This is a genomic window from Jingyaoa shaoxingensis, assembly GCF_014385005.1.
Lineage (GTDB): Bacteria > Bacillota > Clostridia > Lachnospirales > Lachnospiraceae > Marvinbryantia > Marvinbryantia shaoxingensis.
Genome location: NZ_JACRSZ010000020.1, coordinates 1 through 13232, shown reverse-complemented (window position 1 = coordinate 13232; position 13232 = coordinate 1). Strand labels below are relative to the sequence as shown.

Genomic DNA, 13232 nt, shown 5'->3' with positions numbered 1-13232 from the left:
TGGGAAAAGCAGACAGGAAACATAGAGAGAGGATTTTGTTATGACAGAAATTAATTTATTTCCGAAGCAACCGCAGTCTGTGATTGTTTTGGTTTTTATAACTGTGCTGATCGTTCTGCTTCTTATCCTGACTGTAATGGTACATATGAGGAACAGAAAACTGAAAAGTACGTTGGAAGAACAGATGGCGGAAAGACGGCTTTTGGATAAGATATGTGCAGATTTTACGGCTGTCTATTATGTTGAATTAAATACCGGTTCCTTTGAAATTCTCCATATAAACGATGGAACCAACGTAAAAAAAATGAATCTGAAACAGGGTGATAATTTCAATTCTTCTGCTGACCAATATGCGGTTCAATATCTGTATGAGAAAGAAAGACAGGAATTTAAGGACTGGATTTCGACAGGGCATCTAAAGGAACAGCTTTCCCGGAAGGAGCGCATTACATACCATTATAGAAGTAAACCGAATCCGAACCAGCATGAATTTTTTGAGGCACAGGCAGCCAAAATATACGAGGATGAGAAACATTTTTTTGCACTGGTGGGTTTTCGGCATATTGATGATATCATGGAAAAAGAAACTACGATCCAGAATCAATTAAAGCAGGCACTGGATGAAGCACGGCTGAGTAATGAAATAATCTCAGCAATTGCTAAGAGTTACTGTTCTATCTACAGGATTGATGTGCAGAAAGATTTTTTTGAAGAGATATCAAATGACAGTGAAATACACAAACTGACAGGAAACAGAGGCAGTGCATCGGAGAAACTGTATCAGCTTTGTGATACAATGGTTGCACCGGAATACCGTTCGCTGATCCGTCCATTTCTGGATGTCTCTACACTTTCAGCAAGATTGAAGACGGAAGAATGTATTTCTACAGAATACAGAATGTGTGATGGCAGTTGGCACAGGATGCTTTTTACTGTAAAAAAAAGGGATGAGTCTGGAAATGTAACCCATGTTTTATGTACAGTCCGTAGTATCAGCGATTCCAAGAGACGTGAAGAGGATCTTAACTTTGCTGCGGAAGCAGCAAAGCGGGAAGCCGAAATGAAAACAAGGTTTCTGGCAACGATGAGTCATGATATCCGTACACCACTGAACGGTATTATCGGTATGGTAAATATGGGAAATCAGTACGCAGATGATCCACAGATGCAGCAGAAGATCAGAGAAAAGGTAATGGAATCCCTGAAATATCTGGTGTCTCTGGTAAATGATGTGTTGGATATGAATAAACTACAGAGCGGGGATTTGAAGGACCAGCAGCTTTTATTTGATCTGACAGAGGTACTGCAGGAACTGAATCAGATTTATGATGAGCGGGCTGCCAAGAAAGGCATCCGGTATGAGATTGACTGGAAAAATGGTACATACAGTCACAGCACTCTGGTTGGAAACCCGGTATATCTTGGAAGGATTCTGTCGAATATTATGGACAATGCCATAAAATTCAGTCAGTCGGGTAGTGTGCTCACGTTCGGGGTTAAGGAAGAAACTCTGGATGATGGCAGAGCAAATTTCACTTTCTACTGTAAAGACCAGGGTGTGGGTATGAGTGAAGATTTTATTGCACATGCTTTTGATATGTTCTCTCAGGAAAGCGAGACAAGCAGATCCAGGTATGAAGGCACCGGACTGGGGCTTGCAATTACGAAGCAACTCGTGGACAGAATGGATGGAAGTATTGAACTGAAGAGCAAAGCAGGTGTCGGGACAACAGTTATTGTAAAAATTCCGTTCAAAATTGGCACACAGGATAAAAACAGTAATTTATCAGATAAGCCAGTAAGCCTTGATGATTATTCGGTAGAAGGCATGCGGGCATTGGTTGTGGAAGACAATGAGTTGAACATGGAAATTTCCAGATGTATACTGGAAGACAGCGGTATGGAAGTTACATGTGCAGTAGACGGGCAGGAAGCAGTTGAAATCTTCGAGAAATCTGCACCGGATTATTTTGGGGTAATTTATATGGATATTATGATGCCGAGGATGAATGGTCTGGATGCGGCAAGGACAATCAGGGAAATGAAAAGAAGGGATGCCAGGAGGGTTCCGATCATTGCAATGTCCGCGAATTCTTTTGCAGAAGACATTATCAACAGCCGGCTGGCTGGAATGAATGTTCATCTTGCAAAGCCACTGGATGCGGAAAAAATGATCATTGCCTTAAAACAATGCATGGCAGATAATAGCGATGTAAAACTGCACGAAGATTTGTAGGAATAAAAAGACAGAGCATATAAAGTTGTTATATGGTCTGTTTTTTTATTCCTTAGAAGAAGCAGGCTGTGAAAATTCATATGTCTTTTTGGGACTGAAATAATTATTTAAATGAAAAACTAATTTCCAGCTGTGGACTATCCCTGTCTGACATCATTAGCAAAATCAATGCAAGGGGAACATAATTAGGATAAAAGCAGACCGGTGGAGAGCAAAATCTCTGCTGGTTTTATATATGAGATCAAATCAGAGCATGTGAGAAAAAAGAGATAAAATAGTGGTCAAAGCATCTTGCGTAAATGGCGGTATCTGATGTATAATTTAGAAGAAATCTGACAAAGAAAATAGTGTATCACACATTTCATTTCCCGCTTTTAAATGGGCAGAATAGTTGGATTTTATGATTTGAAAAATTATAGATGGAGTTGGCGCTTTATATTAGAAGCGTACAATCATTTTTTCAGAAAATGTAAAAATCCGAAATAATTTTCAATGATCTTATATGAACAGAAATAGTCTGGGAAAGCGCATTTTTACTGGACTTATAAGTGAATAGGTTGTCCCGGTTGGACTAGTATGAACCTGCATAAAAGTTGCTCCTAAGCGAAGGGGCGGAGGTTCAAATCCTCTTGTCGACGGGTTTCAAAGCGTTCGAAAATGTTAGCTGGATTAGCTGACAACGAACGCTTTTGTTATTTTCTAATCCCGTTCGTGACATGATTTTCCATTCAAAATATATTAGAATAAAAATATGACTGTTTCTTTAAAAAGAAGCCGGTCATATTTTTTATGAAAAATAAATTTTGTTGAGGTTAAATTGAGATTGACTTTGTATTGTATAAGTATGAAATAAAAAGGAATCAGGTGATGTACAATGAAAAAGCATAAAATATGTAAAATCCTTCTTGTTATACTGGCAATTTTTTTATGTGTGGCTTTTTATGAATTGCTCGGAATCTGCGTTGCATATAAAAAGCAGCCGGAAGTGTCCAATACAACCAAAAAAGAAACAAAAAATGGGTCATGGAACGAATGCAGTGAAAATACAGAACGGGCAGTAATCATAGAAAAGAATCCAGAAGCGCTTTTACAAAGAGTGCGTTTGATCAAGAATGCAAAAAAGGAAATTATTCTTTCTACTTTTGCATTTCAATCCGATGAAAGTGGAAAATTGATTTTAGGAGCACTGCATGATGCGGCAGACAGAGGTGTACATATTCGTCTGTTAGTAGATGGAATGGAGAGCTGGATTGATATGGAAGGAAATCCGTATTTCTATGGATTATCTTCCCATGAGAATGTTGAAATTAAACTGTATAATAAGGCCAATCCGTTGAAACCGTGGAAAATGATGGGTAGAATGCATGATAAATATTTGATTGCAGATGGAAAGAGATATATTCTTGGGGGAAGAAATACATACAATTATTTCCTGGGTGATTTTCCGGGACATAAGAACTATGACAGAGACGTGTTAGTGGTTTGCGATGAACCTGAGAAAGAAAATTCAGTTAACCAGTTGTCAGAGTATTTTGAAACCATATGGAATCAGGAAGACAGTGGTTATTTTCATAACAATAAAAAACTGGCAAATAGAAAATCTGTAAAGAACGCAGTTTTAGAGCTGCAGAACAGCTATCAGAAATATTTTGAAGAGAATAAGGAAAGAATCTGCGATACCGATTACACGGACGAAACTTTTGAGACAGAAAAGATTGCATTAGTGTCAAATCCTATCCACACAGGTCCCAAGGAACCAGTAGTCTGGTATCAACTGGGAGAACTAATGAAAAATGCAAAAGAGCGCGTGAAAATTCATACACCATATATTATCTGCAATGATATGATGTATAATACATGGAAAGAGATTGCGGAGAGAGTTCCGGATTTTTCTATCATGACCAATTCGGTTGCCAACAATGGAAATCCGTTTGGTTCTGCTGATTATGCGAGAAACAGAAACAGAATTTTAAATACAGGAATTGATATCTGGGAGTATGAAGGCGGCTATTCTTACCACGGAAAAAGCATCCTGATTGATGATGATCTATCCGTAATCGGTTCCTTTAACATGGATATGAGAAGCACGTATCTGGATACGGAACTGATGCTTGTAATACGCAGTAAAGATATTAATAAACAGTTGGAAGAGGGCATGATGGAATATGAAAGAGTGTCCCGACAAGTATTGGAAGATGGAACCTATCGTGATCCGTATCATGTAGAGCCAATTGAATTGACAAAGAAGCGTCAGAGAAACGTACTTTTGATACAGCATCTGCTTGGATGGGCAAGATATCTGTTCTGATAAAGGAGGAAGAAAATCGTGTTTCAAATATTAATTGTAGAAGATGATAAAGAATTAAGCCAGCTATTCCAAAAAGTGCTTGAGAAGAATGGATATCAGGTCAAAAGTGCATCGGATGGAGCACTGGCATTAGAAATATTGGATAAAGAGTATATTGATCTGATCATTTCTGATATTATGATGCCGGTTATGGATGGTTATGAACTGGTGTCGGAACTCCGTTCAGCAGGATATCAGATACCGGTACTTATGATCACTGCGAAAGGTTCCTTTGATGATATGCGCCAGGGATTTCTTTCGGGAAGTGACGATTATATGGTAAAACCGGTAAATGTGAATGAAATGGTTTTAAGAGTCGGAGCGCTGCTTCGCCGTGCACAGATACTGAATGAACACAAAATTGTGATCGGTTCAACAGAGTTTGATTATGATGCAATGACGGTTACAACTGATAAGGAAAGTCTTGTTTTGCCTAAAAAAGAATTCCTGCTTTTATATAAGCTTGCAGCTTCGCCAGGCAGAATATTTACAAAACAACAGTTGATGGATGAAGTATGGGGATACGAGACGGAGGCAGACCCACATACGATAGAGGTACATATAGGAAGAATCAGGGAGCGTTTGAAAGATAACCCTGATTTTGAAATCGTAACAATGCGTGGAATTGGATACAAGGTGGTGAAAAAATAATGGAACAAAAGAAAGAAAAAGGATTGCGGATCCGATCCTGTCTGACTGGTGCAATCTGGCTGGCACTCGTATTTTCAACAGTCATATCTGCGTTATTATTTGCTTTTTTGAATCATTTTTTTAATCTGCCTGGCAGCATACCTGTGCTTGGCTGGCTTTTGATTTTTAATACATTGATTGCAGGGCTGATTACTTCCTTTATCAATGCAAGGTTGCTGGAACCAATTACCAGACTTAGTAAAGCAATGAAGGAAGTTTCGCAGGGAGATTTTGAACAGCACTTGGAAACGAACAGCCGTATCGCAGAAGTTGGAGAATCTTACCAGAGTTTTAATGTGATGACAAAAGAGCTTCGTGCAACAGAAGTACTGCAGATGGATTTTGTCTCCAATGTTTCTCATGAGTTTAAGACCCCGATCAATGCCATTGAAGGGTATACAATGCTGCTTCAGGGAGAAGAACTGTCTCCGGATCAAGAGGAATATGTAGAAAAAATCCTGTTTAACACCCAAAGACTTTCCGGATTGGTTGGTAATATTTTGCTGTTATCCAAGTTAGAGAATCAGAATATACCAATGAAAAAAACAGAATATCGTCTGGATGAACAGATCCGCCAGGCATTTCTTTCATTGGAAACAAAATGGACAGAAAAAGAAATTGGTTTCCAGGTAGAATTGGAGGAAGTTAAATATACTGGGAATGAAGGACTTTTTATGCATATATGGATGAATCTTTTAGATAATGCGATTAAGTTCAGTCCTGCAAAGGGGACAATTATGATGTTTCTGAAGCAGGAAAAGGATTCTGTAATGTTTATTCTGGAAGATGAAGGACCGGGAATAGAGGATGATGTGAAAACCAGAATATTTGACAAGTTCTATCAGGTAGATGGATCTCATAAAGCAGAAGGAAATGGCTTAGGTCTTGCACTTGTAAAACGGATTGTAGATAGTGCCGGAGGAACAATCAAAGCAGAAAACCGTGAATATGGTGGATGCAGATTTGTTATAGGGCTGCCAAAGCAGAAAGATGAGATTATATAGTTTTAAGATAAATTAGAAGATGGGAGGATTTATATGACATTTTATCAGGAGTTGCAGTTAAATCAGGCAGGTTCTAAAAACCTGTTGAAAAAGAGTGAAACACCAAAAGAAAAATTATATCATATGTGGGTATATCTGGTGAAGATAGCTGTTACAATGGCATTTTGTTTTTTCTTTGTTAGTATTTTCAGCATCCTATTTGGAAATGAGAACAGCATTGTAGGTGTAGTAGTCTTATTATGTCTCATGGTGTTTCGGAATGCGGATCTGGGGATCCACACCGGACAATCTACGATGATTTTGGCTTTGTTCTTTGTAATTATGACTGTATGTCCGCATTTAGCAAACCAGCTTTCACCGGTACTTGGAATGCTGTTAAACATTGCTGCACTGGCAGTGCTGATTCTGTTCGGATGTCATAACCCATTCATGTTTAACCAATCCACATTGGTTCTTGGTTATCTGTTATTGTATGGATATGATGTAACAGGAAAAAGTTATCAGATGCGATTAACCGGAATGGCATTAGGTGCAGCACTTACCTGCTTCGTATTTTATCGAAATCATAAAAACAGAACGTATAAAAGAAATTTGAATGATTTGGTACAGGAATTTGATATATCTTCTTCCAGAACAAAGTGGCAGTTATGTCAGATCATATGCGTACCGGCAGTACTCTGCATTGCGGAACTCTGCAATATGCCACGGGCAATGTGGGCTGGAATTGCGGCAATGTCAGCAATCTTACCATTTATGGAGGACATGCAATACAGAGTCCGTAAAAGGATTGTCGGAAATATTGCAGGTGTTATATGTTTTACAGTACTATATTTTCTGCTTCCTTCATCCATCTATACATACATAGGAATCCTTGGCGGAATTGGTGTAGGACTTTCTGCAAAATATGGCTGGCAGGCAGTATTTAACACATTTGGTGCTTTGGCCATTGCTACAGAGAGTTATGGACTAAAAGGAGCAGTTGGTCTTAGAGTGATTCAGAATGTTTTTGGCGTTGTATTTGCATTAATATTTTGTTCTATGTTTTATTGGCTTATGTCGAAAAAAAAGGAAAGTGAGGTGACCGTACATGCAGAGTGAAGTGAATCAGGAAGAAAATTTGAATAGAATTATTACGGTTCCTAATCTTCTTTCTTTTTTTCGGCTTTGTCTGATTCCGGTAATTATATGGAGTTATTGTGTAAAGAAAAATCCTCTGTTAGCTGGTGAAATCTTATTGCTGTCTGTTTACTCGTTTTCCGCATGTGCTTCTTTTAATCGTAATAATGGCAGGTAAGGAGCTGTATATGGTAGTCAGTGGATGTCTTGTGATACAAAAGACAGGAAAAGTACATGGTGCAGACTGGCATGGAAAGATAGTAACCTTTTTATTATATGGAACTGCAGCGGTGCATATTATATGGTTCCACATTACACCGATGGTATCAGATCTGTTGATTGGTTTGTGCGCTATAATGATGGTCATATCGGTCGCTCTGTATATTATCCAGAATACCAGGACTCTTAAGGGAGAGACTGTATAATTATGATGATCCGGATGATTTCGCTGATGACTGGGCTGAGGAAATTGTGGAGGTGAACTTGTTGAAAGAAAGTACATATCAAACTCCTTGTGGAACGATTCACTATTGGTCAAGTATTCTGAGTTTGGATACAACGACGCTTGTATTTCTTCCGGGGTTGACTGCTGACCATAGATTATTTGATAAACAGGTTGAGTACTTCGATGGAAAATATAATATTATTGTATGGGATGCACCGGCTCATGCCTCATCCTGGCCGTTTCGGTTTGAATTTGATCTGTTTGATAAGGCAAAATGGCTGAATGGGATTTTTGAAAAAGAAGAAATCATAAAACCAATTATAATCGGTCAATCAATGGGAGGATATGTGGGACAGGCTTATGCACAATTGTATCCTGACCGGCTGGCAGGTTTTATTTCCATTGATTCAGCACCGCTCCAGAGAAACTATGTGACAGCAGTGGAGATCTGGCTTCTGAAAAGAATGGAACCAGTATATGCACATTACCCATGGAAGTTGCTTTTGAAATCCGGAACTGAGGGAGTTGCAACTTCTAATTATGGCAGAAATCTGATGAAAGAAATGATGCTAGTCTATGATGGTGATCAGCATCGTTATGCCCAAATTGCCGGGCATGGGTTTCGTATTCTGGCAGAGGCAATGGAAAAGGATCTGCCATATGAAATCAAATGTCCTTCCCTGTTGATATGTGGTACAAAGGATCATGCCGGCTCATGCATAAGGTATAACAGAGAATGGCATCGAAAAACGAAAATTCCTTTAAAGTGGATTGAAGGGGCCGGTCATAATTCTAATACAGATAAACCGGAGATGATAAATAGTTTGATAGAAGAATTCCTTTCAAACATATAAAGACTATTGAAAACAATTGGTCAACCGTTATAAAAGGACAATAAACAAATCGGAATCAGAAGGAGGATCATTATGAGATTTTATAACATATTTTTCAGCCCGACAGGGGGTACAGAGAAAGTAGCAGATATTGTTGCGAAAGGGACGAAGCTGGATGCTGAAGAAATCGACCTAATTAAAGAACCAGATAAACTCATGAAGGTGAAATTTGAAAAAAAGGACCTATGTTTGGTTGCTGTACCGTCTTACGGTGGACGCATTCCATCAGTTGTAACGGATATGTTTCGCAAAGTAAAGGCAGATGGTACGAAAGCAATTCTTGTGGCAGTATTTGGAAACCGTATGATTGATGATACTCTATTGGAACTACAGGATGTTCTGGAGGCATCAGGATTTGTATGTATCGCAGGAATGGAGGCTGTCGCGGAGCATTCCCTGATGCACCAATTTGGAACCGGACGCCCGGATCGGCAGGATGAAAAGGAATTGCTGGAATTTGCCGCAAAGATTATGCAAAACAGCGAAGCACAAAGTACACCTGCATTTCCGGGAAACAGACCATATCGAGAATATGGTGGTGTTCCGCTCAAACCTGCTGCAAATGGAAAATGCACTTCCTGCGGTCTGTGCGCAAAAGAATGCCCGGCAGGTGCCATTCCGTTGGACAATCCAAAGATGACCGATAAGGATAAGTGCATTTCTTGTATGCACTGTGTAGCAGTCTGTCCGAAGAAAGCAAGAAATTACAGTAAGCTTGTCAGTTTTATCGCTGGACTGAAAATGAAGAAGGTTTGTTCCAGTAGGAAGGAAAACAAATTGTATTTATAATAGGGCGAGCAATACAATGAGAAACATGTAAATTGATACGTGAACAATCGGCTCAGTATGATATTTAATTAAATATTGCAATGAAAAGATCATTTACCGTAAACAAGCAGTAGATGGTCTTTTTTATATCTTTTTGTGAACAAGTAGAGATTTATAGCTGGTAATATGTGTTTTATCATAATCCGTGAAATAAGATGGGTTAATTCTTCGATTTACATGTTTTTTAAGGTGTAATGGCATGGTATTATGGTACTTATAAAGAACCTATTATGTCTGTTGGAGAGAGCGGTGAAAAGTTATGAAGCTATTATTTAAACAAAGGCTGTTTTCATGGTTTGACAGCTATGATATCTATGATGAAGCAGGCAACACTGTTTATGTAGTAAAAGGCCAGTTGTCCTGGGGACATAAACTTGTAATTTATGATGCCTATGGAAATGAAGTAGGAATGGTTGTTCAGAAAGTACTTACTTTTCTTCCTAAATTTGAAATTTATAAAAACGGCAGTTATATCGGATGCCTGAGCAAAGAATTCTCATTCCTGACGCCACATTATAATATTGATTACAATGGATGGCATATTGATGGAACCATTATGGAATGGGACTATAGCATTCTTAATCAAAACGGTTATTCAATTGCACGGGTTAGTAAAGAACTGTTTCACATGACTGATACATATGTTATTGATGTGCAGGATCCAGGAAATGCATTGGATGCGTTGATGTTCGTACTTGCGATTGATGGAGAAAAATGTTCCAGGAATTAGATAGTTGATCTTGGTGTCAAAGATATTCGGAGATGGGGAGGTAGCATGGGATTATTCAAAAAGAAAATCGTGAAAAAAACATATGACAGAGAACATATGAAACCAGTTATTCGTGCAAGCATTTGTACTGGAGAAGAAGTAGCAGGGTTCAAAGACATACGGACCGGAAAAATCGAAGAAATCATGCTGATCAGATCTCCAGAGGACTTAGAAAAATTCAAAGAGATATATGAGATAACAGAGGAAATCTCAAAAGAATATTAGACATTGGATAAGGGGGATGTGTTGTCATGAGAACTATAGGTAATATCCTTTGGTTTATATTTGGAGGATTACTGGGCGGACTGGCCTGGGTTTTTGCAGGATGCATATGGTGTATTACAATTATTGGAATTCCGGTAGGTCTGCAATGCTTTAAATTTGCAACCCTGGCATTCTGGCCGTTTGGAAAAGAAATTGTATATGGAAATGGAATGTTTTCGTTTCTGATAAATCTTATATGGATTATATTTTTTGGATGGGAAATGGCACTTGGAAACCTGATAGTTGGTTGTATTTGGTGTGTTACGATAGTTGGAATTCCATTTGGAAAGCAGTTTTTCAAGATGGCGAGACTCTCTTTCATGCCATTTGGTGCGAGTGTGATAGGGTAGAATGTGTAAGGTCTTATTAATGAAAAATGAAATAATATTATTCACGGATGGTAATATTAATATTGAAGTTCAAATAAACCCTGAACAGGAAACAGTCTGGTTGACACAGAAGTATTGTTTGATGTTAAGCATACTCTCGCATTAGCCCCTTGTGATTGAGGCAAGTAAAGAAGAACTGACCATGCCGCATTTCTCCTGTAGAGATTCTGATGCAGCAACCGGTCACTGATAAGGAATTTAAAAATTTCACAGACTGTGCGGTTAAGAAAAGTAACAAAAATGCCCTGATTTTCGCAACTGAAGATATGGAGAAGCCTTTCATAAGCTTCAATGAAGGAATATGGAATTTCGTTGAACCGGAGCTTCAGAAGAAATTGTATGAAATGGAAAAAGTCTTTTAATATATCTTGATCAATGATATAATATTCTAAAATGTTGATAAATGGATATTTTTGCTTTCTAAAATGTTGATGGATGGACATTTTCGACTTCCAAAATGTTGATAATAAAAGAAACATAGTAATTAAAAATGTTACAAAGTTATTCTTGATAAAAATATTATTTGATAACAGGAGATGTTTTATGTTAAAAAGAAAAGTGACGCATTACATAAAAAAATGGGTAGATTCAAAAAACAAAAAATGTCTTGTAATTCAAGGAGCCAGACAAACAGGAAAAACATATATAGTTGAAAGATTTGCAGAAGAGAACTATGAAGAAATTGTTGAAATTAATTTCAAACAGATACCTTCTGCGATTGATATTTTTTCCGGTGATCTAACAGTAGATAATATGGTTATGGCTATGCGGTTTCGTTTTCCTGAAAAGAAGATTATTCCAGGAAAGACTATGATTTTTCTGGATGAGATCCAGGAGTGTCAGGAAGCAATAACTTCTCTTAAGTTTTGGGCATTAGATAATAGATTTGATGTCATTGCATCAGGATCACTTCTAGGAATTGATTATAAACGTGCTTCTTCTTATCCTGTTGGGTATGTTGATTATCTGAAAATGTATGGAATAGACTTTGAGGAGTTTCTTTGGGGAATGGGAATCTCTGAGGATATGATAAGGAATATCTGTGGATATCTTAGTTCAAAAGCTGCTATTCCAGAGGCGATTCATTCTCAGATGATGAAATATTTTAGGCAGTATGTCGCTATAGGTGGTATGCCGGAAGCAGTTCAGAAGTATATAGATACAAAAGATTTCAGGGAGGTTGACCGGATTCAGAGAAGCCTGTTACAGGGATATCAGTATGATATAGCCCATTATGCTACAGCTGAAGAAAAAGTAAAAGCGGAGAAGTGCTACCTTTCCCTTGCGAAACAGTTATTGGATAAAGAAAATCATAAATTTCAATATAAAGAAGTTGAGCATGGAGGCAGGGCACAGAAGTATTTTTCTAGTATCGAATGGTTACTTCGTGCAGATATGTTGTATTTGTGTAAACTTGTAACAGATATAAGATTTGATCTGAATGATTATGCAAGAGATGATTTTTTCAGAGCTTATACAACAGACTTGTCGCTGCTGATGGCGATGAAAGATTTTTCCTTGAAGCAGCATATTATAGAAAATACCTTGGCAGGAAATTCCAAAGGAGGAATATTTGAATGTGCTGTAACAGATGCTCTTTATAAGAAGGGATATCAGTTATATTTCTATAAAAATGAGACAACGAAAAAAGAAATTGATGTAATCATTCAAAAAGATGGAAAAGTAGTTCCTATTGAGGTCAAGAGTGGAAATACACGTGCAAATTCACTAAAGTCGATCATGAAAAATAATAAAGATATAAGCTATGGATATAAGTTCATAGATGGGAATGTAGGAACCGGCGAAGATGGAATAATCACATTACCGCTCTATATGATCGCTTTCTTTGATAAAGTATCAGAATAACTGTAGACAAACTTGGTGTTGGGTGTTATGCTCAGCACCAAGTTTCTTATCAAGAAGTCTTGCGTAATCTTGCTCTGCTTTTCTTAACATGAATCTTTTGCAAACACTGTCTCCGGAACAAGAGGAAGTACTTACGAAATATTGCTATGAAATATTTGCCAGCGGAGCAGAGACAGAAGAGTTTTCCTATCGCCTAGTGATAAAGGATGGACTGAGATTAAAAAGTACGGTAAGATCTGTATTAGAAACGATGTCGTGAAATCGAGATTGTGCGCCCAGATAAGGGCGAGTAGTCTAGCAGGTGGAATGCCTGTCTGGTAAGGTCTAACCAACCGCCAGTAGCGAGTCTTGGGTGACTGTCAGTAATGGTAGTTGCTAAGCGTAG

11 protein-coding genes and 1 pseudogene are annotated in these 13232 nt (G+C 38.1%); all 12 read left to right on the top strand.

All coding sequences use genetic code 11. The annotated features are described in order from the left end of the window. Positions 1-40 precede the first annotated feature (40 nt). The 12 genes and pseudogenes from H8716_RS15055 to H8716_RS15000 all read left to right on the top strand — a co-directional run bounded on the left by H8716_RS15055 (position 41) and on the right by H8716_RS15000 (position 12847). Positions 41-2236 carry an ATP-binding protein gene (locus tag H8716_RS15055; RefSeq protein WP_249309828.1) on the top strand — a complete coding sequence of 732 codons (2196 nt, stop codon included), beginning with the start codon at positions 41-43 and terminating at the stop codon, positions 2234-2236. Positions 2237-3110: 874 nt separating this feature from the next. Beyond that, the gene (locus H8716_RS15050) at positions 3111-4544 is read left to right on the top strand and encodes a phospholipase D family protein (RefSeq protein ID WP_249309827.1); all 1434 of its coding nucleotides are present in this window, start codon (positions 3111-3113) and stop codon (positions 4542-4544) included. An 18-nt stretch (positions 4545-4562) separates the two neighbouring features. Further along, complete coding sequence (locus H8716_RS15045) at positions 4563-5234, top strand: response regulator transcription factor (RefSeq protein WP_023921287.1); 672 nt, start codon at positions 4563-4565, stop codon at positions 5232-5234. Next, positions 5234-6277 carry a HAMP domain-containing sensor histidine kinase gene (locus H8716_RS15040; RefSeq protein ID WP_249309826.1) on the top strand — a complete coding sequence of 348 codons (1044 nt, stop codon included), beginning with the start codon at positions 5234-5236 and terminating at the stop codon, positions 6275-6277. Before H8716_RS15045 ends, H8716_RS15040 begins: the two co-directional genes overlap by 1 nt. Before the next feature lie 33 nt (positions 6278-6310). Continuing rightward, positions 6311-7375, top strand: coding sequence for an FUSC family protein (locus H8716_RS15035; protein WP_249309825.1), 1065 nt, complete (start codon positions 6311-6313; stop codon positions 7373-7375). Continuing rightward, a pseudogene (locus H8716_RS15030) lies at positions 7365-7818 on the top strand (CDP-alcohol phosphatidyltransferase family protein). The gene H8716_RS15035 and the pseudogene H8716_RS15030 overlap by 11 nt, the downstream one beginning before the upstream one ends. Before the next feature lie 61 nt (positions 7819-7879). Beyond that, positions 7880-8692, top strand: coding sequence for an alpha/beta fold hydrolase (locus tag H8716_RS15025; RefSeq protein ID WP_249309824.1), 813 nt, complete (start codon positions 7880-7882; stop codon positions 8690-8692). Between the two features lie 72 nt (positions 8693-8764). Further along, complete coding sequence (locus tag H8716_RS15020) at positions 8765-9520, top strand: 4Fe-4S binding protein (RefSeq protein ID WP_249309823.1); 756 nt, start codon at positions 8765-8767, stop codon at positions 9518-9520. A gap of 298 nt (positions 9521-9818) precedes the next feature. Then, complete coding sequence (locus H8716_RS15015; RefSeq protein ID WP_249309822.1) at positions 9819-10289, top strand: LURP-one-related/scramblase family protein; 471 nt, start codon at positions 9819-9821, stop codon at positions 10287-10289. Positions 10290-10334: 45 nt separating this feature from the next. Next, the gene (locus H8716_RS15010) at positions 10335-10553 is read left to right on the top strand and encodes an aspartate dehydrogenase (RefSeq protein WP_249309821.1); all 219 of its coding nucleotides are present in this window, start codon (positions 10335-10337) and stop codon (positions 10551-10553) included. 26 nt (positions 10554-10579) lie between these two features. Next, a complete protein-coding gene (locus tag H8716_RS15005; RefSeq protein ID WP_249309820.1) occupies positions 10580-10942 on the top strand; it encodes a YccF domain-containing protein in 363 nt (120 codons plus the stop codon). Between the two features lie 582 nt (positions 10943-11524). After that, complete coding sequence (locus tag H8716_RS15000) at positions 11525-12847, top strand: ATP-binding protein (protein ID WP_249309819.1); 1323 nt, start codon at positions 11525-11527, stop codon at positions 12845-12847. Positions 12848-13232 lie beyond the last annotated feature (385 nt).